This is a genomic window from Jiangella sp. DSM 45060 (assembly GCF_900105175.1).
Lineage (GTDB): Bacteria > Actinomycetota > Actinomycetes > Jiangellales > Jiangellaceae > Jiangella.
The window spans coordinates 493786-517962 of record NZ_LT629771.1; the positions used below are offsets into that span (position 1 = coordinate 493786).

Here is a 24177-nt window from a genome sequence, read left to right on the forward strand (position 1 = left end):
GGTCGTGAGCGTGGTTTTCTGCGATCACCGTAACGCGCTGGCCAGGCAGAACGACGTGGCTGCCCTGCGCGACGGATGGCTGCGCATCGTTCCGGCCGAGCCCGTGCGGATCTGGACGCCCGACACCGTCGACTGGACCACCGGACCCCAGAGCTCCCGCGCGTGGCACATGTTCTTGCACAGCCTGTCGTGGCTGGAAGCGCTGATCGCGTCCAGCGCCGAGGACGGTGAGCCCGGCGACCTCGAGCTCGCACGCCGCCTTGCCGGCGACTGGGTGGCCACCCATCCGCTGCGGCCGAAGAACGAGGGACCTTGGCACGACCACGCTACGTCCATCCGGGCGCTGACGCTGGTGTGCCTCCACGCGCAGGGCACGGACGACGGCTGGTTGAAGGAGAGCTTGACGACCCACGGTGAGGTGTTGCGCGATGAAAAGCGCTACGCCGGCCCGTACAACCACGGCATCAACCAGGACCTCTCACTGATCGCCGTCGGCTGGACGCTCGGCAACGACGAGTGGATCGACTTCGCTGTCCGGCGGCTGGGCTCGGTCGCGGCGACGTCGGTGAGCACGAACGGGGTGCTGGACGAGCAGGCGCCCGAGTACTCGAACTACTTGTGGGGCCTCTGGAGCCGGGCCATCCGATACATCGAGGCGGTCGGCCGCGAGGTTCCGAACGGGCTGGACGAGCGGCTGGCCCGGATGCCCGAGTTCATGGCGCACGCCAGCATGCCGGACGGCCGGTACGCGCAATTCGGGGACAGCTTTCACCGTGCGCCGGTGAAGATCCCTGGCACCGACACCGAGTACGTCCACACCCGGGGCGGGTCCGGGCGCCGTCCGGAGCAGACGCACCGCGTCTACGAAGAGGGCTACGCGTTCGGACGGTCCGGCTGGGGCGACGAGCGGCCGTTCGATCAGGAGAGCTACTACGCGGTGCGGTTCGGCCCCAAGCGCGCCCGGCACGGGCACCACGACCACACGTCATTCGTCTACGTCGCTGCCGGGCGAGAGGTGGTCGTCGACTCCGGCCACTCCAACTACCAGCGCGACGCCTACCGAGACCACCTTGTCTCGGCTGCCGCGCACAACGTCGTCGAGTGCGTCGACCCCGCGCGGGAACGGAACACGTCCACGCGGCTGGTGTCGTCGTCGGTCGAGGGCCAGGTCGCCACCCTCGAGCTGACCGATGAGCCGTACGACGGCATCACCCGGATCCGGCGGCTGACGTTCATGACCGACTGGGACGTGGTGGTTGTGAACGATCTCGTCACGGCTGGGGAGCCGGCGTTCTTCCGGCAGTTGACGCACCTGGCGCCCGACCTGGACGTGCGTCGCGAGGGTGCCCGTGTGGCAGTCGGCGTCCGTGCCGGCGAGGGCGATCCCGCGGTTCGGATCGTCGAGCTGGCCAACCCCGCGTCACCGCACCCGGTCGACGTGCGGCGCGGCGCCGAGAACCCGTTGCTCGGCTGGATCTCGCGGGACGTCGACCGGCGTGAGGCTGCGCCCGTGGTGGTGCACGAAGCATTGGGCCGCACCGTCGAATTCCTGACCGTGATCCACTGCCGGCCGGGAACGACGGCGACCGTCCGCGAGGACGGCGTGGCGCGATGGCTCGAGGTGGCCGGCGACGACCGCGGCCGCCGCGTCGACCTGCTGGAGCGGCCGCCTGCGACCGGACCCCACGCGGTCTCGGACGACAGCTCCGGCTCCGATGGCCGCCTGCTGACGTGGCCGGACCTCGCGGCCCTCGACTTCACCGCGAGCGGCGACCAGCCGGCCCGGCATCGCGTCGACGGCGAGGGACTCCCGCTCGATGCCTACTACCGGCCGGGACGCGGGCCGTTGCTCACCGTGACGTTCCACGGCCGGTTGGACCGCCGCGAGGTCACCCTCCCGCACTTCGAGTGGCAGCGCCGGAGTGAGGCGATGCCCGGCAGCGTGCTCCTGCTGGCCGACCCCACCATGCACGTCCACGAGAAGGTGCGGCTCGGGTGGTACCTCGGGACCGAGGACTACGACCCGGAGCGGGCTCTGTGCCGGATCATCCAGCGGGCCGCCGAAGCAGCGGGCGCTCGGCAGGTGCTCTTCACCGGCCGGTCCGGGGGAGGCTTCGCCGCGCTCCGGTTCGGCGCGCTGTTCCCCGGCTCGCTCGTCCTGCCGCTCGACCCGCAGGTGGACCTGTTCGCCTACTACCGCAGCTGGCTGGCCGAGCTCATGGGGTTCGCGTTCCCGTCGTACGACCGTGAGTCGGCCCGCCGGATGCTCCGCGATCGCTGGAGCGTCACGCGGCTCTATCGCGAGGGCGCCGTGACCGGCCGGGTCCGTTACGTGCAGAGCGCCGGAGACGCCCACCACATGGCCAACCATCTGGCTTTGTTCAGCGACGTCGCCGGCGTACGCGACGGCACCACGGCGGACGGTGCGATCAGCGTCGTCACCGAGGCGTCGACCGAAGCCACGGGCGCGGCCGCGCGCGACGCCTATTGGGCGCACTACCGCGAGCTCCTCGCCGTGGGGGTGCCGGAGGTCGCAGAGCTGGCCGGCCGCGTCGGGCGGACCGCGGAACGGCAGGGTCTGCTCGCCGCCGCACGGGACCGGGTCGGGCGCGGCCGAGGTTCTGTCCACCCCTCTCGCTAGTGTCGCTCCAGGACGGCCGGAGCGACCGGCCACCTATCGGGGGGATACGACGATGGCCGAGCTCGGCCTCGCCGAGATCTATTGGTCCGGCCGGCGCGACTACGACGCGCTCATGTCCAAGGGCTTCCAGGCGCGAGAGGACGTGCCGCCGTGGCCGCTGCACTATCCACTCGACTGGGCCGCCGATCCGTTCGGCGACAACAACTGGCGCTTCCAGCTGCACGCCTGGCGGATGACCGATCCGATGCTCGCCCGGTACGAGGCGACCGGTGATCCGGCGTACCTGCGTCAGGTGTTCGCCGTCGCCGCGGACTGGTGGGAGTTCCACCGCACCGCTACGGCGGACATGTCCTGGAACGACATGGCCAGCGGTATCAGGGCCCTGCGCATCGCCTATCTCATCGAGCATCACGGTGCGGGCCGACTCGACCTCGGTGCGGACGAGGCGGCCGTGCTCACGGGCCTGGCCACCGCGCACATCGCCTTCCTGAGCGACCGGTCGAATCTCCGCCCGCGGAGCAACCACGCGATCTTCCAGATCTTCGGGCTCAAGCGGCTCGGCGAGGCGGTTACCGAGGCCGGCCCTGACACGGCGAGGTTTGCCGACGAGTTCTTCCGCGAGTCGCTCGAGTACCAATTCACCGACGAGGGCGTACACAAGGAGCACTCGCCCGACTACCACTACTTCGCGCTCAAGGTCCTCGACGATCTCGGCGCGGATCGGCTGTTCACGTCGCCGGAGCTCGAGGCGACACTCGACCGGGCCCGCGACGTGACCACGTTCCTCGTCGGCCCCGACGATCGCACGGTCGCCGTCGGTGACTCCGCGCCGGTGGTCCGCAAGACGCCGGTACCGGACGGGACCTTGGTGTCCGACTGCGCGCGGTCCGGCTATGCCGTGGTGCGATCGGGGTCGTCCATGCTGTTCATGACCGGTGCCCGGTACTCGGCCACGCACAAGCACGCCGACGAGCTCAGCTTCGTGCTCTACGAGGGTGGCCGCCCGATTCTCATCGACAGTGGCAAGTACGGCTACCAGATCGACGAGTGGCGTCAGTACTTCCTCGACGCGGCCGCGCACAACACCGTCACCGTGGACCGTGTCCCGATCTCGCCGACGACGATGCTCGCGGCCCTGCGCCTCGACCCGGTGCGCCAGGAGGGCGAGACCTATCTGCTGGGCGGGGTCGTCGAGCGGACCGGCCTGTTCCGGCACGAGCGCACGATCCGGTACCGTCCCGGCGCCGAGCTGGTCGTCGAGGACCGGCTCACCGCCGACCGCGAGCTGCCGTTCGTCAGTAGCCTGCACCTCGCGCCCGACCTCGTTCCCGAACTGGACGGCGCTCGGTTTCGCGCCCAGGTGCCCGGTGGCGGTGCCCTGCGGGCGACCGTCTCGGGCGCCGCGCTCGAGGCTGTCCGCGGCGGCACCGACCCGATCCTCGGCTGGGAGAGCACGAGCTATCTCGAGAAGCACCCCACCACCGTCGTGCGGGCCCGGACCACGGGCACGGACGTCACGATCCGGTGGGACGTCACCGTCGGCGGCGGAGCGGACACCCCCTCCTAGGCCGGTAGCATGAACGGCGTTGTCCACGTACTGGAGGCACTGCCGGTGACGTCGCCGCGGAAGCGAGCAACTGTCGCGCTCCAGAGCCTCACCTCCGAGCTGGCCAAACGTGCCTCACCGAGCATCGGCCCGCGGCGTTGGTCCGGGTTCGTCGCCGGGACCAGGCTGGCGGAGGCTCAGCGTCTGCTCCGTGCTCAGCCCGGCGCGACCATCGAGCTGGCCCGTCCGGTGGCCCGAGTCCCGAGGTTCGCGGCGGCCGCATGGCGGCTGATTGCCGCAGCCGAGGAACGGACCGGCAACCCCGCGGCGGCGCTTGAGGCGGTCAGCCACGCCGTCGACGCCGGGGGAGGCAGCGTCGCGAATCTCGTCATGCGCTGGCGCCTCGCGGACCGGCTCGGCGAGGTTGAGGAGGCGGACTCCGCCGTGCGCCGCCTTGCCGCGACTGCGCCCGAGGGTCCGCGAGATCTCGAACGGATCGTCGAGGCACTTCGAGGCGCCGATCCAGACCTCGTGCGTGCCTTCGCAGCGGTGGTGGCGGCCGATCCGCGTGCGGCTGCACTGAATCGCGATGGGCTGACGGAGCTGCTCGACGAGATCGCGCTCGTGGAATCGCACGAGGCGGGCGAGGATGCGTACGCGGCCGAACTGACCCGGATCCTGCGGACCAGCACCGCACCGCTGAAAGTCGTCACCCGGGCGCTCACCCGCTGCCGGGCCTGGCAGCCGCTGGCCGAGTTCATCGCCGTCACCCCGACGACCAGCCCGTCGCTGGGCCCGCGGGGGCAGCAGGCGCCGTATCCCGCGGCCGACATCGCGATCGCGGCGAAATCGGCGCTGTCGGCCGGCGCCGCCACGGCGGCGTCGATCATGGCCGCGCGCACTCTGGCGCGTCGCCCCGCGGACGAATCGCTCCGCGCGACCTTCGCCAGCGCACACGACCAGATCGTCGTCGCGCGGCGGCCGTGGCCGTTCCCGAAGCGAGCGGCACGGCCAGCATACGATCCGGATCCGCGGTCGGTGCTCGCGGTGCTGTCACAGTCGCTCCCGGCACGCTCCGGCGGGTACGCGACGCGCTCCCACGGCGTCCTGACCGCCATGGCGGCACGCGGATACCGCATGAACGCGGTCACGCGGCTGGGGTTCCCGTACGACCGCTGGTCGGCCGCCGACACCCGCACGGTGCCCGCTCAGGACGTGGTCGACGGCATCGCCTACGACCGCCTGCTCGAGGACGGGAAACGCGCCTATCCCCAATACCCGCTGGCGTCCTATGTCGATCGATTCGAACGCGGCGTTCAGGAGGTCGCACGGTCGCACCGTGCGGGCCTGATCCACGCGTCCAGCTTCTATGTGACGGGCATGGCGGGGCTGACGGCGGCCCGGCGGCTCGGGGTGCCCTTCGTCTACGAGCTGCGCGGGCTCGAGGAGCTGATGAAGGTGTCGCGTGACCCCGCGTTCGAGGGATCGGACCGGCATCGCTTCCTCGATCGGCTGGAAACCGGCGTGGCGGCAGGGGCGGACGCCGTCTTCGTCATCACCGAGGCGCTCGGTCGCGAGATGGAGCAGCGCGGGGTGAGCGCCGACCGCATCGTCGTGGTGCCGAACGGCGTGCACACCAGCGCGTTCGCGCCGATGCCACGGGACGCCGCCCTCGAGGCCGAGCTCGGACTCCGCGGCAGGACCGTCATCGGCTATGTCGGCGGCCTGGTCGACTACGAGGGGCTCGACGTGCTGCTCCGGGCGGTCGCCGGGCTCAAGGCGACCCGCGACGACGTGCACCTGCTCATCGTCGGTGACGGTCCCGCGGAGCGGTCGCTCCACGCCGATGCGGCGCGGCTCCGCCTCGGCGACGTCGTCACCTTCGCCGGCCGGGTGCCGCACAGCGAGGTCGCCAGGTACCTGTCGCTGATCGACATCGCGCCGTTCCCACGGCTGCCGCTGCCGGTCTGCGAGTTGATCTCGCCGATCAAGCCGTTCGAGTCGATGGCGATGGGCAAGGCGGTCGTCGTGTCCGATGTCGCCGCTCTGGCCGAGTTCGTCGAGGACGGCGTCACCGGCCGGACCGTTCGCAAGGGCGACGCCGACGACCTGCGCGGCGTTCTCGAGGAGCTGCTCGGTTCCCCGGATCAGCGGCGGCGCCTGGGCGAAGCGGCTCGCGAGTGGGTGGTGCGCGAGCGCGACTGGCGCTCGATCACCGCCACCGTCGACGAGACGTACGAGGCGCTGCTGACCGGCCACCTGTCGGGGCCGGGAGGCGGGTGAAGTACGCGCCCCGCGCAGGGTAGAGTCCTGCAGCGTTGGGTGGGTCATCTGACTGACAGGCGAGCCGGTCTCGATTGCCGGAGCGGCGCGCCGCTGGACGGGAGTGGTGGGGTGTGGCTGACGCGTGGATCCGTAACGCGATAGCTGAAGCGGTCGGCGCGTTCCTGCTGGTCTGCGCGATCCTTCTCGCTGTCGAAGCCGGTGTCACTCCGCGCGGACTCATCTACGGCTTCGTCGTCGCCGGTCTGGTCGCCTCGCTCGGGCACGTCTCCGGAGGCCACTTCAACCCGGCGATCACCCTGGCGGTGCTGCTGGCGCGGAAGATCGACGTCCTGGCGGCAGCGGCTTACATGATCGCCCAGTTCGTCGGTGCCACGCTCGGGGCTCTCGTGGTCATGCTCACCACCGACAAGGCCGTGGTCGAGGCCGGCACACCGGTAATCGCCGAAGACCTCATCAACGTCGGCCAGGGGATCGCGCTCGAAGCGATCTTCACCTTCGCCGTCGTCCTCGTGTTCTTCGGCGTGGTGGTCGACGAGCGTGCGCCCGTGTCGGCCTACCCGTTCGCGATCGGCCTGACCATCGCTGTGGGCGTCTACGCCACGGACACCTGGACAGGCGGGTCGCTCAACCCCGTCCGCGGCTTCGGCCCGGCGGTGATCAGCGGTGAGTGGGACGGTCTGGCGGCCTGGCTGATCGGACCGCTGATCGGTGGCGTCCTGGCCTGGGCGTTGTACACGTACGTGATCGCGCCGACCGGCAACGGCCGGGGTGGCGGCGGTCCCCGTCGCCGCGACCGCTACCCCGAGCCGGTTCCGCCGCCGGGGCCGTCGCTGCTGCCCTGATTCGCGTTTCGCTTCGTGGTGTCCGCTGTCGTCGTGACGACCGACCCTGGCCCGGACCTTGTCCGGAGCCAGCGGCCGGCCACGCGTGACGGGCGGTTCCGGGGCGACATCCAGGGGCTGCGCGCCGTCGCCGTCCTCGCGGTCCTCGGCTTCCATGCCGGGCTGCCGTTCATGCCGGGCGGCTTCGTCGGCGTCGACGTCTTCTTCGTGATCTCCGGGTTCCTCATCACCGGGCTCATCCATCGCGAGGTGCTGCGGACCGGGCGACTGAGCCTCGGCCGGTTCTGGGCCCGGCGGATCCGGCGGCTGCTGCCGGCGACCGCCGTCGTGCTCGGGGCTGTGGCGGTCATGACGATCGTCGTGCTGCCGGTGACCCGGTGGGCCTCGGTCGCGTGGGACATCGGCGCGAGCGCCTTCTACGTCGTGAACTGGCGGCTGGCCGGCCAGTCCGTCGACTACCTGGCCTCGGACGCCGCGCCGAGTCCCGTGCAGCATTTCTGGTCGCTGGCGGTCGAGGAGCAGTTCTACGTGCTCTGGCCGATCCTGCTGCTGGCCCTGCTCTGGGTGCAGCGGCGCACTGGCGCCCGCCTCGGTGTCGTCATGATGACGGGCATCGCGATCATCGGGGTGCCGTCGCTGGTCTGGTCGGTGTACCTGACGCAGGCCGACCCGGGCCCCGCGTATTTCGTGTCCACGACGCGGCTCTGGGAGTTGGCCGTCGGCGCCGCGCTGGCGGTGGCCGGGCCGCGGCTGGCCCGGCTGCCGTCGGCCTGGGCGCACCCGCTCGGGGTGCTCGGCCTGGCCGCCATCGTCGTCGCGGTGGTCGGGTTCGACGGGTCGACGCCGTTCCCCGGCACCGCCGCCCTGCTCCCCACGCTCGGCACGGCCGCGGTGATCGCCGCCGGGATGTCCGGCCGGCGCACGGCCGCCGGGCTGCTGCTCGACGCCGGGGTGATGCGCGACATCGGGACCCTGTCGTACTCGCTCTACCTGTGGCACTGGCCACTGCTGGTGGCCGCCGGGGTCCTCTGGGGCGGCCCCGACGGAACCCCGCAGGCGGCGGTCTCCGTCCTGGTCGTGGGGTTCTCCGTGGTGCCCGCCTGGCTGACCTACCGGGTGGTCGAGGCGCCGTTCCACCACGCCCAGATGTTCGTCCGGGTGCCGTGGCGGGCGGCCGCGCTCGGCGTCGCCTGCACCGCCGCGGGCGTGGCCGCCGCCGTCGTCGTCGCGCAGGCTGTGCCGAAGCCGGTGTACGCCGAGAACGCCGACGCCCCCGGTGCGGCGGTGCTCGGCGACGACCCCGGCAGCGACCCCGACGGCGAGCCGGTCGACACCGTCGACGCGATGGTCCCGGACGTGCTGAGCGCGCCCGACGACGTCGCCTCGCTCGACGGCGAGCTGTGCATCAGCGACGTCCGCGGCAACGACCTCGAGACCTGCACGTCCGGCCCCGCCGACGCCGACATCACCGTCGCCGTCGTCGGCGACTCGAAGGCGCACCAGTGGCTGACCGCGCTGGAGCAGATCGCGCAGGCCCGCGACTGGCGGCTCGTCACCTACCTGAAGAGCGCCTGCCCGCTGACCACGCTCGAGGTCGGTCTGGAGAGCGAGCCCAACACGTCGTGCGCCTCCTACAACGATGCCCGGTTCGAGGCCCTGATGGAGGACGATTCCATCGACTACGTCGTGACGTCCCAGGTGTCCGGCTATGCGTTCGGCGACGAGCCGCGCGACGAGCGGGCCGCGATGATGACCGACGATCTCGAGGGCGTCTGGCAGGACCTCGAGTCGGCCGGCCGCGAGGTGGTGGTCATCGTCGACAACCCGAACCCGCGTATCGACGTCATGGAGTGCGTCGCCATGAACGAGGACTCGCTCGGCGAGTGCACGTTCAACCGGGCCGAGGGCGAGAGGGAGGGCGGCACGCTGGTCCAGGTCGCCGCTGCCGAGGCGCTCGACACCGTCGGGGTGGTGGACCTGCGCGACTACGTCTGCCCCGGCGACGAGTGTCCCGCGGTCATCGGCGACACCTTGCTCTACCGGCAGGGGTCGCATCTCACCGCCACCTACGTGGAGTCGCTGACGCCGCGGCTGGACGAGGCGTTGCTGGCCGCGATGTGAGGCCCGCGCGTCAGCGGCGCGGGGCGAGGGAAGCCAGCAGGAGGCGCTCGGTGCGGCCCAGCCCGTCCGGGCCGACGACGACCGAGGCGGTGCTGCGGTAGGTCGCGAAGACGGTGCCGAGCGTCGTCCGGACGTAGTCGTCCCAGGACTGGCCCGCGTACGGCCAGTCGTCGGCGGGCAGCAGCAGCTCCGCCGGGTAGCCGTAGGCGCGGGCCGCGGCCAGCTCGGGCACGTCCATGACGACGACCGGGCGGAAGCCGGCGCTCAGGACCTGCAGCTCGGCGAGCTCGTCGACGACCTCGCGGACGCGTTCTGGCGGGAGGCCGAGCAGCAGCACGACGACCACGGGCAGGCGCTCCGTCCCGACCCCGGCCAGCAGCCGGCCGGCGGTGACGTCGAGCGGGGTGTGCTGCTTGGCGTCGACGGCGAACAGCCGGTGCACGACGGCGCGGGCGGTGGCGGAGTCGCGCAGCCGGGGCACGACGGTGCGGCGGGCGTAGCGGTAGCCGGGGATGCGGCGCATGTGGCGCATGACGCGGCGCGGCTTGCGGCGGTCGGCCATGGTCAGTCCTGCCCTTCGACGACGAGGCCGGTGAGGATGCGGGCGGCCTCGGCGGCGCCGTTGCCGGGGTCGGCGTCGGCGACGTGCTTCACCATCGGCTCGCCCCGCTCCAGCAGGTCCGACAGCAGCGGCGTCGCCTGGTCGACGGTGACGACCTCGAGCGCGTGCGCCCAGCCCTGCGCGGCGGCGTAGCGCGACCGCGCCTCCTGGTCGTCCAGCGCGGTGGACCGGTTCGGCACGAACAGCGTGGGGACGCCGAAGCGCAGCAGCTCGTGGAAGCTGTTGTAGCCGGTGGCGCTGACGGCGAGGTCGAACGCGCGGTACCGGCGCGACAGCGGGAAGTCGCGCACCACGTGGACGTCGTCGAGGCGGCCCTGGCCGGACGCGATCTCCGGCTGAGTCACGCACACCTCGACGCCGAGGTCGCGCAGCGCCGCCACGACCGCGCCGAGGTCGCCGCTGGTGTCGTTGATGTTGCCGGCGCCGAGCGAGACCAGCGCGAGCGGCGCCGACGGGTCCAGCCCGAGGAACGCGCGGGCCTCGGCGCGGGTGTCGAGGTCGTCGCGGTCGAGCAATGTGACGGGGCCGACGCGGGCCGCCTGAGCCTGCGCGGTGACGCCCTGGTCGGCCGGGCCGGCGAACTCGCCCGGCTCGATGACGAGGTCGAACCAGCTCGACTTCGCCAATTGGTCGCGGTTCATGCCGGCCCGCCACATGCCGCGTCGCGACCACACCCAGCGGATGCCCGGGTAGGCGCGGCGGACCAGGCCGAGGCCCTCGTACGGCCAGGTGCCGTCGAAGACGACGACCGACGGGTGGATGCGCTCGATGGTCGCCGAAAGTCGCGCGGCGAAGAACGCGTGCCACCGGGCCGGCTCGAGGCCGGTCGCGGACGCCGACGGCACGTACTCGTACGGGTGCCCGAACCGCCCGACGACCGGCGCGGCCTGCGACAGCGAGAAGAAGTGCGGCTCCAGCTCCGGTGCGCAGCGTTCGGCGTACGCGAGCAGGCGGGTCAGGTGGCCCATGCCGGCGCCGTTGCTGCTGACGAACAGCGCGCGCGGCGCGGTGCTGGCCGCCTCGCTGGCGGCCGGTGGCGGTGCGGACGGCGCCGGCGGCAGGGCGGGCGCTCCGATCAGCCGCTCCAGCCGGGCGACGTGCGCCTCGTGGCCGTACCGCTCCCGCGCCGTGCGCTGCGCCCGCTCGACCTGCGCCTCGTAGGCGGCGGGGTCGGCGTGCAGGGACTCGACGACGCGGCGGACGTCGTGCGGCTCGGCGTAGACGGCGGCGTCGCCGAAGACCGGCTCGAAGTGCGGCGGCAGCACGGCCGGGACGCCGGTGGCCAGCGCCTCGAGGATGGTCCGGCCGAACGCCTCGACCCAGCGCGGGTTGTGGAAGTAGACGAAGAAGTCGAGCGAGGCGAGGAAGTCGCGCGGCGGCATGGCGCCGAACTCGAACACCTCCCAGCTCTCCGGGAGGTCGCCGAGCAGGTGCTCGACCGGCCCGGCGCCACCCAGCACGCGCACCGTCCACGACCCGTCGACGGGGTAGACGGCGCGCAGGGTGGCGGTGTCGGCGGGCCACTTCTGCGGCGACGACCGGCTGTGCCGCCCGACGACGGGGCGCGCGCCGGCGGTGTGGCCGGACCGCGGCACGGCCCAGGCGTCGACGTCGATGATGTTGACCCAGTCGGTCTCGGCCAGCGTGTGCGCCGGGACCCGCCCGGCGATGGCCTGGCGCACCAGCGGGCCGATCGGCGCCCAGAGCGGCTCGCGGCCGAACCGGTGCTTCGCGATCTCGTGCACCGCCTCGGGCCGGTAGTGCTCGTGGCCGTCGATGTCGTACGGGGCGGCGTTGGCGACGATGACGACGTGGTCGGCCTCGACCGGCGGCAGCTGCTCCGCGGCGTGCTGCAGCACCGCCGGGTGACGGACCACGACGACCTTCGCGCGCACCGGCGCCCGGCCGACCAGCAGCCGTGCCCGGCCGGCCTCGACGGCCCGGCGGATCAGCGGGTTCACCGGCGACACCTTGGCCACCAGCGGCCCGTTCAGGCTGATCAGCCCGGTGGAGTAGCCGGCCCTGGCCTGCGCCGTGATCTCCTCGGCGATGCTGTGCGAGGTGCCGCCGGGGAAGCGGAGGTCCGAGACGTCGAGGACGTCGACAGTGCGGGTGCCAGGAGCGGGCATGGTTCCAGATCGTGCCACACCGGCGGGCCGTCGCCGATTCCGGCCGAAGATCGCGGGCAACCGGCCGGACGCGCCGGGCGTCTACCGGTCAGACACGGCCGTGTTCGTCCCGATTCATCCAGCCCGACCTTGGAGCATCCATGATGGAACCCGAGAACCCGGCCACGCCCGACGACACCTCCACCCGCCGGCGCCTGCTCCGCGGCGCCGGTGTGCTGGCCGGCGGCGCCGTCGCGACCGCGGCCGGAGTCGCCGCCGCCTCGTCCGCGCAGGCCGCCCCCGGCGGACCGGTCCGTCTCGGCCGCGTCAACACGTCCGGCGCCAGCACCACGACGGTCCGCTCGTCCGCCCCGGCGACCCTCGACGTGCAGAACCGCGGCCCGGGCGACGCCCTCGTGGCGTCGACGGACAACGTGAGCCTCGCCGCCATCCGGGCCACCAACCACAACACCGAGAACGTGCTGGGCATCGGCGGCGCCGTCGTCGCGACCGGGCACGAGTGCGCCGCCGTCATCGCCACGGCGCACGCGAGCCACGACTACGCGATCTACGCCTACGGCTTCACCGACGAGACCGAGACCGAACGTGGCAACGCGATCCACGCGATCGGCAACGTCGTCGTGGGCGGGCAGGTGTACATCGAGGGCGACCTGATCGTGACGGGCACGATCTACTGCGACAACGTCAAGCCGCTGAGCGACCGGCAGCGGGCCGAGCTGCGCGCCCAGGCGCGGCCGTCAGCGGACTGACGTCCGGTCGCCGACGACCGTGCGGAGGGCGGCGACGAGGCGCTCCGCACGGTCGTCGGCGTGGCCGAAGGAGGACTCGGCCAGCTTCGGCGCGATGGGCGAGCGCAGCGAACACCAGTCACATGACTGGCAAGCCGGTCGCAAGACTGGTGCGACGGTCGAGTGGCGATGTCGGCCCTGGAGCGCCGCGGGCGTCGCCGGGCTTCGGCGCCGGCCGCCGCCTCCTCTGGCGTGTGCCGTGGCTCAGGCGGCGGTGGCGGTGACCCGCTCGGCGTCGATGCGGGCGGGGCGACCGGCGGGGTCCTCGTGGCGCACCAGCACCGCCGAGCCGCCGACCACCAGTGGCACCAGCAGCGCGTCGACCAGGGCGGTGCCGAGGTCGTCGGTCGCCACCAGGAGCCGGCCGCCCGGACCGGCGCCGAGCTGCTCGGCCCGCTGCCGGGCGTGGTCGGCCAGTCCTCCGAGCGTGTGCACGGCCCCGCCGCGGTCGAGCGCAGGCTCGGTGTCGTCGGGCGGGAAGATCGGCGCGAAGTGGTCGGGATAGCCGGGCACCTCGACGGCGTAGTCGGTGACGCCGGGCGGCAGCGGCTCGGTGAACCGCCCGCCGAGCGGCCGCAGCGCCAGCCCGACCACCTCCGGCGCGCTGCCCGCCGCCGCGGCGAGGTCGTCCGGGCCGGCGACCGCCACCTGCACGTCCCCGGACCCGCCGCCGGACCCGGAGCCGGCGCCGAGCACGACGCACACCCCCGCCGACCAGCAGGCGGCCGCCCACGCCAGCGCCTGCCAGTGCGCCGGCAGCCGCAACGCGACCCGTTCGCCGGTCTCGGCGCCGAGCCCGCCGGTGAGGAACCCGGCGGTCTTCGCGACCCAGTTGTCGAACGTGATGGTGGACAGCTCGACGCGCTCGCCGGTGGCGTCGTCGTAGAACGTGAGGAACGGCCGCGCGCCGTCGTGCCGGACGGCGGTGCGCAGCAGCTCTGCCGGGGTCTCACTCATGCGCCCACCCTACGGCCACCGCCCCTTCCCCGTCTGAGTACCCGAACCGCCGCCGACCTGCGTCGTTGGGCTTGTCGGCGCCGCATGCTTCACTGGGTGCGTGATGGAACGGACGTGGCGCCCGCGGCGTCCGGTCGACGTCGTGGCGACGCTCGCCGCCCACCAGCGCGGCCCGTACGACCCCGCCTTCCAGCTCGACGCCCGCGGGCGGGTCTGGCGCACCTGCCGGCCTGGCGGCGAACCCGCGACGGTGTGCGTGGCGGCCGCACGCGGCGAGGTCACGGCCAGGGCGTGGGGCCCGGGCGCCGAGGGCGCGCTCGACGCCGTCCCGCAGTGGCTCGGCGACGCCGACGACCCCGCCGGCTTCCGGCCGCGGCACCCCGTCCTGGCCGACGCGTTCCGCCGGTTCCCTGGCACGGTCGTCGGGCGCACCGGGCTGGCCATGGAGGCGCTGGTGCCGGCCGTCCTCGAGCAGAAGGTCACCGGCACCGAGGCGTACCGCGGCTGGATGCGGCTGCTCCGCACGTTCGGCGAGCCCGCGCCCGGCCCCGCGCCCGCCCGCATGCGCGTCGTCCCGTCGTCCGACGTCTGGGCCCGCATTCCGTCATGGGAGTACCACCGCGCCGGCGTCGGGCCGCAGCGCTCGCGCACCATCGTCACCGCCGGGCGGCACGTCGCGCGGCTCGAGGAGATCTCCGGCCTCGCCACCGCCGACGCCGACCGGCGGCTGCGCGCCGTCCCCGGCATCGGCGTCTGGACGTCGGCCGAGGTCCGCCAGCGCGTCCTCGGCGACGCCGACGCGGTCTCCGTCGGCGACTACGGGCTCCCGCACGTCGTCGCGTACGCGCTGACGGGGGAGCGGCGCGGGTCCGACGAGCTCATGCTCGAGCTGCTCGAGCCGTACCGCGGCCACCGTCACCGGGCCTGCCTGCTGCTCCTGCGGGCCGGCCCGATGCCGCCGCGCCGCGGCCCGCGGGCGCCCGTGCGCGACTACCGCTCGATGTAGCTCAGAGCGTGACGGTGACCGTGGCGACGTCGACGGGCGGGTGGTCGGCGGACGGTTCGGCGGCGTGGCCGATCGCGACCGCCCCGATGGGCGTCCAGCCGGGCGGGAGGTCCAGCGCCGATGTCGCCGCCGAGAGGGTGGGGTCGGGGAACAGCCAGGCGGACGCGAGGCCCTCGGCGCCGAGTGCGATCAGCAGGTTCTCGACCGCCGCGCCCAGGCCGAGCAGCGCGTCCGACCCGTTCACCAGGCACGGGACGACGACGTAGGGCGCGGCGCCGAGCAGGCCGGCTCCGTCCAGCGCCGACGCCAGCCGGCGGCGGGCCGCGTCCGACTCCAGCAGCACGAACCGCCACGGCGGGGTGTCGATCGGCCACGGCGCGGAGAACGCGGCGGCGACGGCCTGCCTGACGACGCCGGGGTCGACCGGCGCCGACGTGAACGACGACGCCGTCCGCCGGGCCGTGACGGCGGCGCGCATGGCCTCGGGGGTGCCGAGCCGGAAGCGGTCCTCGGCGCTCGGCCGGATCAGCGCCGCGATGCCGTGGTCGTCCTCGCCGGGCTCCAGCAGCAGGTGCGGCAGCCCGCGCACCACGGCGACGGGGACGCCGGACAGCTTCGCCCGGACCAGCTCCGACGCCGCCGCCAGCTCGTCGGCCAGCGCGACGACCGTGACGCCGAGGTCGTTGCCGTACGCGTCGGTGCTGCCGCGCAGGTCGTCGACGGCGCGGATGCCGGCCGAGCCGACCGCGAAGTCGGCGACGCCGTTACGCCAGACCCGGCCCGCGGTGTCCGTCACGACGACGCCGACGCTGACGCCGTAGCGCTTGGCCAGGCCGTCGCGGAGGGCGCGGGCGGAGGCGTCCGGGTCGACCGGCAGCAGCACGACCGAGCCCTGCTCGACGTTCGACGCGTCGACGCCGGCGGCGGCCATGACGAAGCCGTGCCTGGTCTCGACGATGCGCGTGCGCCCGCGCGGCGTCGTCCATTCCGAGACCGTCCGCACCGACTCGGCGTCGATGGCGTCGTCGCGGTCGAGGCCTGGGACGATGCGGCCCTCGGCCTTGCTGACGATCTTGCTCGTGACGACGACGATGTCGCCGTCGCGCAGGGCGTCGCCGGGCGGGGCCTGCTCGAGCGCCGTCGCCAGCACCTCGACGAGGTCGTCGCCGGGGCGGACCTCCGGGATGCCGGGCAGTCCGAAGGCCTGATAGCGAGCGCTCACCGCGTCCGCACCTCCTCGGCGAGGTCGAGCGCCGCGCGGGCCATGGCGGCGGTGGTGTCGGGGTCGGTCATCCAGAGCGGGACGGCCCTGGCGCTGATGCCGGCCGCCTCGATCTGCTCGGTCGCCGCCTCGTCGACGGTGTCGACCAGCCATCCGTCCAGCAGGTCCGCGAACAGCTCGGCGACGCCGGCCGCCGTCGTCGGCACGCCGATCGCCTTGAGCGCCGCGTCGGCCATCCCTCTCACCGGTGAACCCCCGATGATCGGTGAGAGGCCGATCTTGGGCGCGCTTGCTGCCTTGACCGCGTCGCGGAGGCCGGGGACGGCGAGGATCGGGCCGATGCTGACGACCGGGTTGGACGGCGGCAGCAGGATCACCTCGGCGGCGGCGATGGCGTCGAGGACGCCGGGCGCCGGCTTGGCCTGCTCCGCGCCGACGAGGACGATGCGGCGGGCCGGGACCTCGGCGTGCAGGCGGACCCACCACTCCTGGAAGTGGATGGCGCGCTCGGTCTCGTTCTCGGTCGCGACCACGACGTGGGTCTCGACCCGGTCGTCGGTCATGGGGAGGAGCCGGACGCCGGGCTGCCAGCGGTCGCAGAGCGCCTCGGTGACGGCGGACAGCGGGTAGCCGGCGGCGAGCATGCGGGTGCGGACGAGGTGGGTGGCGAGGTCGCGGTCGCCGAGCGTGAACCACTGCGCCTCGGCGCCGTACGCGGCCAGCTCCTCCGCGACGGTGAACGTCTCGGCGGCGCGGCCCCACCCCTGCGACTCCTCGATGCCGCCGCCGAGCGTGTACATGACGGTGTCGAGGTCGGGGCTGACGTGCAGCCCGTGCAACGTGATGTCGTCGGCGGTGTTCCCGACGACCGTGACCTCGGCGTCCGGCGCGGCTCGCAGCAGTCCCCGGAGGAACCTGGAGCCCCCGATCCCGCCGGCCAGCGCGGTGATCCTCAGCACAGCCACGACCGTACCCGGTGCCACGTGGGCGGCTGGCCCGCGCCCGGTCAGCGAGACGCCAGCGGCTACGTTCGATGATGATCATGGAGAAGTTGGGGTTCCGGGCGACTGGCCCAGGTGGCGAACGCAACGGCGGAGTCGGTGGGGCGACGGCAGGTCGGCGGTGGCGGGCGGTGAAGGCAGCGGCGAGGTGGTGAACGGCGGTGTTGGACGGCAGCGGCGGTCGCAGCGGCGGATGGTGGTGAACGGCACCGGTGGTCGCAGCGGCGGCGTGCGGTGAGCTGCGCCCAGATTGCCCCCGTCCCCCTGATAGCTGCCCGTTCTTAGGCCGCGGTGCCGCGGGTCAAGCGGTGCGTCGTCCGCGCGAAGCGCCGTCGGCTCCGCTTGAGGCGCGGTGCCGCGGTTGAGAAAATGGGCAGCAGGGGGACGGCAACGTGGCGAACTCGGCGCACGGCACCCCGGCGAACGAGGTCCGTGCCAACCGAACCGCCGGCCGACGCCGAGGTGGGCTGGCGAGCGCCGCCGAGTCGGGCTGGGTGGGCGCCGGGTGATGTGAAAGTGTGCTGGCAGCGCCCGAGGTGAGGTGGGCCGGGCGGATCACGCGAGGTAGGCGGCGCCGAGACGGGCGGGCGAGCGGGCGCGGACCGGGCCGCCGGAACCGTCCAGCTGGCGGGGAAACCGGGCGCCGAGGCGGAACCCGCGCGCCGTCCGGGACGTCAAGGAGATGGTGCGCCCGGCGACCCTGCATCGGTTGTTCGGCCGTCTGGCGTGCCGCGCGGCGAACCGCTTATGCTCCCGCCTCGAACCGCCAGAAGCCCCGCCCGAGCTGCCGCGAGCAGCCGGGATGTGGCGCCACACGGCGGGTCGGGGCGTGCCGCTGGGGCGGGGCGCCGGCAAACGAACAGAGATCTTTAGCACGGTTCCGCTTGACGCGCACGTATTGCACTCATGTAATTTCGAACGTGTCGTTCAGTGATTCCGCGGCCTCGACCACCGCGGCGTCACTACGGGGGCCGGCTCTGAGCCGGAGAAACAGGTCGAAGGAGGCGAGCCATGACCGAGTGGGACGGGGACCAGGTAGACCTGCTCTGGGGCGAAGCCGAAGAGATGAGTTGGCAAGAGCGGGCGCTGTGCGCCCAGACTGATCCGGAGGCGTTCTTCCCTGAGAAGGGCGGGTCCACCCGAGAGGCCAAGCGCGTGTGCCTCGGCTGCGAAGTCCAGGCGGAATGCCTGGAGTACGCACTGGCGCACGACGAGCGCTTCGGCATCTGGGGCGGGCTGTCCGAGCGGGAACGGCGGAAGCTCAAGAAGAGGGCGGTCTGACGGTCGTCCGGCCGGTCGCCGCAAAGCTGAACTCTGCCGTTCTCAGGTTCAGCGCGTAAGGTTGGCGGCTGGCACACGGGGTTGCCCGGCCGAGGCACGCTTCGGCCGGGGCCGCCGCCCCGGTGCTCGCAGACCTATCGCTGGAACGACGACGAGGCATGGCACCGGACCCCTTGACCGCAATCGAGAACGGCAGCACGACGCCCAGCGTCTATTCCGACCCTGGCATCGGCGCCGACGCCGCCCTGGACGCGTTCGCCGGCGACGTCGGCGAACCGGAGCCGGTCGACCCCACGGCGCTGCTGACGCACGACGTCACGGCGGTCATCGTGGCGCACGACGGCAGCCGGTTCATCCACCGCACGCTCGAGGCGGTGGCGGCGCTGCGCCGCATGCCCGAACGCATCGTCGCCGTCGACACCGGGAGCCGCGACGAGACCGAGCAGATCCTGACGTCCACCCTGGGTGCGCCGTCGGTGGTGTCGATGCCCCGCTCGACGGGGTTCGGCGCGGCCGTCGCGGCCGGGGTCGCCGCCGGCGACGACATGGCGCAGGCCATGCGGGGGTCCGGCGGGCTGCGCCAGTCCGACCGGACGCACTGGATCTGGCTGCTCCACGACGACAGCGCCCCCGCGCCGGACGCCCTGTCCAGGCTGCTCGAGGCCGCCGTCCGCCGCCCCGACGCCGGCATCATCGGGCCGAAGGTGCTCGACTGGCGCGAGGGCCGCCAGCTGCTCGAGATCGGCCTGACGGTCACCGGCGGCGGCCGCCGCCACACCGGCCTCGACCGCCGCGAGTACGACCAGGGCCAGCACGACACCTCGAAGAACGTCCTCGCCGTCGGCAGCGCGGGCATGCTGATCCGCCGCGACGTGTGGGACGAGCTGGGCGGGTTCGATCCCCGGCTGACGATCTTCCGCGACGACCTCGACCTCGGCTGGCGCGCCAACGAGGCCGGCTACCCGGTCGTCGTCTGCCCCGACGCGGTCGTCTACCACGCCGAGGCCGCCGCGCATGGACGGCGCCGGCTGGGCGCCACCCGCGACCGGCCGCACCTCGCCGACCGCCGCAACGCCATCTACGTCCTGCTCGCGAACACGCCGGCGCGGTCGCTGCTGTTCGTGCTGCTCCGCGTCGTGTTCATGGGCCTCGGCCGGTCGCTGACCTTCCTGGTCGGCAAGCAGCCGGCGCTGGCGTTCGAGGAACTGGTGGCGCTGCTGTCGGTCATCGGCCGGCCGGACGTGCTGATCCGGGCCCGCGCCCGGCGCCGGCGCACCCGCCGCAAGGCGCCGTCGCAGCTGCGCTCGCTGTTCCCGCCGCGCGGCCAGCAGTTGCGGCACGCCGGCGAGAACGTCTTCGGCATGATCACCGGGTCCGGCAGCGGCGCGGGCCACGACGTCTCCGGCGGGCGCCGCGCGGCCACGTCGGGCGACGACGAGGAACCGGCCGGCGACGACGGCCGCATCCTGCGCTTCCTGCTGCACCCCGCCGTGCTGATGACGGCCGCCCTGATCGTGGTGACGCTGGTCACGGCGCGCGGGCTGATCGGCTCCGGCCGGCTGTTCGGCGGCGCGCTGCTGCCCGCGCCGGCCGCCGCGGGCGACCTGTGGGCCGTCTACACCGAGTCGTGGCACGGCGCCGGGCTGGGCAGCCCGTCGGCGACGCCGCCGTACCTCGGCGTGCTCGCGCTGGTCGGGACGCTGGTCCGCAACGCCTCGCTGGCCGTCGATCTGCTGCTGATCGGCTCCGTCCCGCTGTCCGGCCTGACGATGTACCTGCTGGTCCGCCGCATCGTGCGGACGAAGCTGCTGCGGGTCTGGGTGGCGACGACCTACGCGCTGCTGCCGGCCGTCACGGGCGCCATCGCGGCCGGCCGGCTGGGCACCGCCGTCGCCACCGTCCTGACGCCGCTGCTGGTGCTCGCGGTCATGCGCACGCTCGGCACGCCGGGCCGCTCCGGACCGGGCCGGGCCGCGTGGAGCGCCGGCCTGCTGCTCGCCGTCATCTCCGCGTTCGTTCCGCTGGCCTGGCTCATCGCGCTGGTGCTGGCCATCGTCGCGGGCGCGACGGTGTTCCGCGATCGCCGCTCGCTGCTGCGGCTGGGGGTGCTGCTGGCGGTGACGCCGGTGGTGCTGATCCCGTGGACCGGCAGCCTCATCACCCGGCCGATGCTGCTGGTCACCGAGGCCGGCGTGGCCGGACCGGGGCTGTCCGACCCCGAGCTGGCGCCGTGGTCGGTGCTGCTGCAGAACCCCGGCGGCCCCGGCAGCGGCCCGGTCTGGCTCGGCGCCGGCATCGTGGCCGCCGCCTGGATCTCGTTGTTCCGCCCGGTCCGCCGGCTGGTCATCGCGACCGCCTGGGTGGTCGTCGGCGTCGCGCTGGTGGCCGGCATCGTGCTGTCGCGCATCGCCGTCAGCGGCCCGACGCTGGAGACCCCGGTCGCCGGCTGGCCCGGGTACGCGACGGTGCTGGTGGCGGGCGGCCTGCTGATCGCGGCCGCGATCGGCGGCGAGGGCGCCCGCGAACGGCTGTCGCGGGCCAGCTTCGGCTGGCGCCAGCCGCTGGCCGTCATCATCGCGGGTGCCGCCGCGCTGGCCCCGATCGTCGGCGCCGGCTGGTGGGTCGCGCGCGGCGCGGGCGACCCCGTCGAGCGCCGCGACCCTGGCATCCTGCCCGCCTACGTCGCCGACGAGGCCGACCGCCCGGAGCGCGTCCGCACGCTGGTGCTCAACCGCGCCGACGACGGCCGCATCACCTACGCGCTGCTGCGCGAGTCCGGCCCGCGGCTCGGCGACGCCGAGACCAGCCCGCCGCCGGAGGAGTACGGCCCGCTCGACGACGTCGTCGCCGACGTCGTGTCCGGCCGGGGCGGCGCCGACGGCGCCCGGCTGGCCGAGTTCGCCGTCCGCTACGTCTACCTCCCGCGGCCCTACGACCCGGACCTCGCCGACACCCTCGACACCGTGCCCGGCCTGGTGCGCAGCAGCGCGCCCGAGGGCGCGGCGATCTGGCAGATCGACCAGCCGGTCGCGCGGGTGTGGATCGCCGCCCCGCCGGCCGAGGACGGCGAGCTGGCGCCGATGGCCGACGAGGACACCGAGGTCGTCACGGTTCCCAGCGGCGACGTCAACGCCAGCGGCAGCGTGCCCGAGGGCCCCGAGGGCCGGCAGGTCGTGCTGTCCGAGCTGGCCGACCCGGGCTGGACGGCGCGCTTCAACGGCGCCGAGCTGGAGCCGACGACGTACGGCGGCTGGGCGCAGGCGTTCACGCTGCCGCCGCAGGCCGGCGAGCTGACCGTCGAGTACGAGGGCAACCGGCGCGCGTTCTGGCTGTGGTTCCAGCTCGGCGCGGTCGTGGTCGCGGTCGTGCTGGCGCTGCCCGGTATCCGCCGCGAGCGCGGCGCCGTCGACGACGCCGCCGACCTCGACCCCGAGGACTCCTCGCCGCGGCTGCCGCTGGCGCCGGTCCCGGCCGGCGCGGAGCCGCAGCCGGTGGCCGCGCGTGGCGGCCGGCGTAAGGGCTCCCGGCGCGGCGCCGAGCCGTCGCCGTCCCCGCGGCCCGCCCCGACGCCGCGACCCGAACCCGAACCCGTGCCCGCCGACGCCTCGGCCTGGGTGCCGGGCGAGCGCAGCCTCGGTGAGCGGCTGCGCGGCCGGCCCGCCGCCAAGCCGTCCGCCGCGCCCCAGGACGAGCCCGCTCCGGCCCGCGGACGGGGTGCGCGCAAGCGCGCGGCCCGCGAGCCCGAGCCCTCGGCCGAGGCGACCGCGTTCCTCGAGTCGATGCCGGAGGCGGTGGCGACGCCCGAACCGGCGCCGCGCGGCCGCGGCGGCCGGAAGCGGGCGGCGCCCGAGCCCGAGCCCGTCGCTCCCGAGGCCGATCCGCTGACCGATCCCGCCTTCGACGAACCGCCGGCGGCCCAGCCGGCCGCCGAGCAGCAGCCGCACGCCGTCGGCACCTGGGACCCGTTCGCCCGGGCCGGCGTCGACGACGACGCGCCCCGCGGGTCCATCACCGACGCCTACCAGGGCCGCCGGGCCGGCCGCGCGGCCGACGAGGCGCCCGACGCCGACGCCGGTGGCCGCACCCGCCGCGCGCCCGGCAAGCGTGCCGCGGGCAAGCGGGCCAAGGGCCGGCGGCAGGAGGACGACAAGTGATCAGTGCACGTTGGGCCGGCCTCGCGGCCGGCGCCGGGGTGGCCGTCGTCGTCGGCGGGGCCACGCTCATCGGCCCGCCCGGCTCGATCGTCGACGACCACCCCGAGGTCCGCGAGCCGGTCGTCCGGTCGTCGCTGGTGTGCCCGTACGTCGACGGCGAGGACGCCGGCAGCGCCGAGCTGGGCGTGCTGGCGCTGCCCGGCGTCGACGCCGGTGAGACCGCCGAGGGCGCTGAGCAGCCGCCGATCACCGTCCGGGCGCTGGCGCTGCCGCCGGACCCGGAGAACCCCGAGGCCACCGGCGACCCCGCCGCCGAGGCCGCGGCCGAGCCGCTGGTCAGCATCGCCGAGCGCGGCGTCCCCACCATCACGCCGGTCGAGACCGCGGCCGGCACGTCGTACGCGGTCACCGGCCAGGGCGCGCTGGCGCCGGGGCTGGCGGCCGAGCAGTCGCTGCTGCTGCAGGAGGTCGACCTCCGCGGCGTCAGCACGGCGGCCTGCACCGCGCCGCGACGCGAGCACTGGTTCGTCGGCGCCTCCGCCGAGGTGGGCCGGCGCGGCCGGCTGATCCTGTCGAACCCGACGGACGTGCCCGCCGTCGTCGACGTCGAGCTGTGGGACGAGGCCGGCGTCATCGACGCGCCCGGCACCCAGGACGTCGGCGTGCCGGCGCGTAGCCAGCGCATCATGCTGCTGGACGCGCTGGCGGCCGGCTCCGTGACCACCGCCGTGCACGTGCAGTCCAGCCAGGGCCGGGTCACCGCCGCGCTCGAGGTGCGCGAGACCGAGGAGATCACGCCGCAGGGCATGACCTACGTCCCGGCCGCGGTCGCGCCCCGCCGCGACCTCTGGATCCCGGGCGTGCCCGGGTCGGGCCAGCGCAGCCTGCGCATCGTCGCGCCCGGCAGCACCGACGCCATCGTGTCGCTGCAGGTCCTCGGCGTCGACGGCGCGTACAGCCCGGTCGACCAGGACGTCGTCACCGTCCCCGCGGGCACCGTCACCGACATCCCGCTCGACAGCGGCGCCGACCCGGCCGGCATCCGGCTGCAGAGCGACGAGCCGATCACCGGGTCGATCCGGGTGGTCCAGGCGACCGACGGCGGCGGGCCCGACGTCGCCTACACCTCCGCGTCCGAGCCGCTCACCGGACCGACGCCGGCACTGCTCAGCCGCGCGGCGTCGGGCATCGCCAGCACGCTGCTGCTCAGCTCCACCGTGCAGTCGACGGCGCGGGTCACCGTCCAGACGCTGGCCGCCGACGGCACCGTCGCCGCCGAGACGCCGATGGAGCTGCCGCCCGGCGCCACCGTCCCGGTGCCGCTGACCGCGGTGGGCGACGCCGCCAACGCCACCGTCGTCGTGGTGCCCGAGGCGCCCGGCTCGGTGGTGGCGGCCCGGCAGATCAGCGGCGCCGACGACGACGGCGCGCTGCTGGACCTCATGCCGCTGATCTCGCCGACGATCGAGGTCGACGTGCCCGAGGTGGTCGGCGAGCTACCCGACGTCCCGGAGCCCGTGCAGTCGCCTTAGGGGTCCTGGACCGGCCGGCCGGGTGCCTGGCGGGAGTACTGTTCCGGCG

17 protein-coding genes are annotated in these 24177 nt (G+C 74.1%); 10 read left to right on the forward strand and 7 right to left on the reverse strand.

Annotation, left to right across the window (positions count from 1 at the left end):
- Window positions 1-4: 4 nt before the first annotated feature.
- Window positions 5-2641 (forward strand): heparinase II/III family protein, encoded by a 2637-nt coding sequence (locus tag BLU82_RS02245; RefSeq protein WP_172885508.1) that lies wholly within the window; start codon window positions 5-7, stop codon window positions 2639-2641.
- Between the two features lie 52 nt (window positions 2642-2693).
- On the forward strand, window positions 2694-4208 hold the full coding sequence (locus tag BLU82_RS02250) for an alginate lyase family protein (RefSeq protein WP_092615041.1): 1515 nt from the start codon (window positions 2694-2696) through the stop codon (window positions 4206-4208).
- 114 nt (window positions 4209-4322) lie between these two features.
- Here the strand turns inward: BLU82_RS02250 and BLU82_RS34625 are convergent, their stop codons facing one another.
- Window positions 4323-4823: a hypothetical protein gene (locus BLU82_RS34625; protein WP_172885509.1), complete on the reverse strand. Its 501-nt coding sequence runs from the start codon at window positions 4821-4823 to the stop codon at window positions 4323-4325.
- On the opposite strand from BLU82_RS34625, the gene BLU82_RS02255 reads away from it, so the two are divergent.
- The 3 genes from BLU82_RS02255 to BLU82_RS02265 all read left to right on the forward strand — a co-directional run bounded on the left by BLU82_RS02255 (window position 4812) and on the right by BLU82_RS02265 (window position 9436).
- Window positions 4812-6470, forward strand: a complete 1659-nt coding sequence (locus BLU82_RS02255; RefSeq protein ID WP_172885510.1) for a glycosyltransferase family 4 protein — start codon at window positions 4812-4814, stop codon at window positions 6468-6470. The genes BLU82_RS34625 and BLU82_RS02255 overlap by 12 nt on opposite strands.
- 74 nt (window positions 6471-6544) lie before the next feature.
- Complete coding sequence (locus BLU82_RS02260) at window positions 6545-7315, forward strand: aquaporin (RefSeq protein ID WP_092615047.1); 771 nt, start codon at window positions 6545-6547, stop codon at window positions 7313-7315.
- Window positions 7316-7348: 33 nt separating this feature from the next.
- Entirely contained in the window at window positions 7349-9436 is a 2088-nt protein-coding gene (locus tag BLU82_RS02265; protein ID WP_172885511.1) for an acyltransferase family protein, read from the forward strand.
- 10 nt (window positions 9437-9446) lie between these two features.
- Here the strand turns inward: BLU82_RS02265 and BLU82_RS02270 are convergent, their stop codons facing one another.
- Together BLU82_RS02270 and BLU82_RS36100 are read right to left on the reverse strand one after the other, a co-directional pair.
- Complete coding sequence (locus BLU82_RS02270; protein WP_092615053.1) at window positions 9447-9998, reverse strand: hypothetical protein; 552 nt, start codon at window positions 9996-9998, stop codon at window positions 9447-9449.
- A 2-nt stretch (window positions 9999-10000) separates the two neighbouring features.
- The gene (locus tag BLU82_RS36100; protein WP_197682683.1) at window positions 10001-12187 is read right to left on the reverse strand and encodes a glycosyltransferase; all 2187 of its coding nucleotides are present in this window, start codon (window positions 12185-12187) and stop codon (window positions 10001-10003) included.
- Between the two features lie 140 nt (window positions 12188-12327).
- Here BLU82_RS36100 and BLU82_RS02280 point away from each other — a divergent pair, with 140 nt between their 5' ends.
- Window positions 12328-12936, forward strand: a complete 609-nt coding sequence (locus BLU82_RS02280) for a hypothetical protein (RefSeq protein ID WP_092615056.1) — start codon at window positions 12328-12330, stop codon at window positions 12934-12936.
- A gap of 243 nt (window positions 12937-13179) precedes the next feature.
- On the opposite strand, the gene BLU82_RS02285 is transcribed toward BLU82_RS02280, so the two are convergent.
- The gene (locus BLU82_RS02285; RefSeq protein ID WP_092615059.1) at window positions 13180-13932 is read right to left on the reverse strand and encodes a TIGR03089 family protein; all 753 of its coding nucleotides are present in this window, start codon (window positions 13930-13932) and stop codon (window positions 13180-13182) included.
- Between the two features lie 103 nt (window positions 13933-14035).
- On the opposite strand from BLU82_RS02285, the gene BLU82_RS02290 reads away from it, so the two are divergent.
- The gene (locus tag BLU82_RS02290) at window positions 14036-14938 is read left to right on the forward strand and encodes a DNA-3-methyladenine glycosylase (protein ID WP_370246361.1); all 903 of its coding nucleotides are present in this window, start codon (window positions 14036-14038) and stop codon (window positions 14936-14938) included.
- Between the two features lies 1 nt (window position 14939).
- On the opposite strand, the gene BLU82_RS02295 is transcribed toward BLU82_RS02290, so the two are convergent.
- From BLU82_RS02295 to BLU82_RS35900, 3 genes are all read right to left on the reverse strand, one after another.
- Window positions 14940-16160, reverse strand: a complete 1221-nt coding sequence (locus tag BLU82_RS02295; RefSeq protein ID WP_197682684.1) for a coenzyme F420-0:L-glutamate ligase — start codon at window positions 16158-16160, stop codon at window positions 14940-14942.
- Window positions 16157-17116: a 2-phospho-L-lactate transferase gene (gene cofD, locus BLU82_RS02300; protein WP_092625322.1), complete on the reverse strand. Its 960-nt coding sequence runs from the start codon at window positions 17114-17116 to the stop codon at window positions 16157-16159. The genes BLU82_RS02295 and cofD overlap by 4 nt, the downstream gene beginning before the upstream one ends.
- Before the next feature lie 600 nt (window positions 17117-17716).
- Window positions 17717-17839, reverse strand: coding sequence for a hypothetical protein (locus BLU82_RS35900; protein WP_255367100.1), 123 nt, complete (start codon window positions 17837-17839; stop codon window positions 17717-17719).
- Window positions 17840-18172: 333 nt separating this feature from the next.
- Between BLU82_RS35900 and BLU82_RS02305 the strand changes: the two genes are divergently transcribed.
- The 3 genes from BLU82_RS02305 to BLU82_RS02315 all read left to right on the forward strand — a co-directional run bounded on the left by BLU82_RS02305 (window position 18173) and on the right by BLU82_RS02315 (window position 24128).
- Complete coding sequence (locus BLU82_RS02305) at window positions 18173-18442, forward strand: WhiB family transcriptional regulator (protein ID WP_069110412.1); 270 nt, start codon at window positions 18173-18175, stop codon at window positions 18440-18442.
- Between the two features lie 173 nt (window positions 18443-18615).
- Complete coding sequence (locus BLU82_RS02310) at window positions 18616-22596, forward strand: glycosyltransferase (protein ID WP_172885512.1); 3981 nt, start codon at window positions 18616-18618, stop codon at window positions 22594-22596.
- Window positions 22593-24128 carry a DUF5719 family protein gene (locus BLU82_RS02315; protein WP_092615069.1) on the forward strand — a complete coding sequence of 512 codons (1536 nt, stop codon included), beginning with the start codon at window positions 22593-22595 and terminating at the stop codon, window positions 24126-24128. The genes BLU82_RS02310 and BLU82_RS02315 overlap by 4 nt, the downstream gene beginning before the upstream one ends.
- Window positions 24129-24177: the final 49 nt, after the last annotated feature.

Bases quoted from the DNA above. Each gene is read 5' to 3' on its own strand.
- BLU82_RS02270 (WP_092615053.1), bottom strand. From the start codon at position 9,998: ATGGCCGACCGCCGCAAGCCGCGCCGCGTCATGCGCCACATGCGCCGC.
- BLU82_RS02280 (WP_092615056.1), top strand. From the start codon at position 12,328: ATGATGGAACCCGAGAACCCGGCCACGCCCGACGACACCTCCACCCGC.
- BLU82_RS02285 (WP_092615059.1), bottom strand. From the start codon at position 13,932: ATGAGTGAGACCCCGGCAGAGCTGCTGCGCACCGCCGTCCGGCACGAC.
- BLU82_RS02290 (WP_370246361.1), top strand. From the start codon at position 14,036: ATGGAACGGACGTGGCGCCCGCGGCGTCCGGTCGACGTCGTGGCGACG.
- BLU82_RS02305 (WP_069110412.1), top strand. From the start codon at position 18,173: ATGACCGAGTGGGACGGGGACCAGGTAGACCTGCTCTGGGGCGAAGCC.
- BLU82_RS36100 (WP_197682683.1), bottom strand. From the start codon at position 12,187: ATGCCCGCTCCTGGCACCCGCACTGTCGACGTCCTCGACGTCTCGGAC.
- BLU82_RS02250 (WP_092615041.1), top strand. From the start codon at position 2,694: ATGGCCGAGCTCGGCCTCGCCGAGATCTATTGGTCCGGCCGGCGCGAC.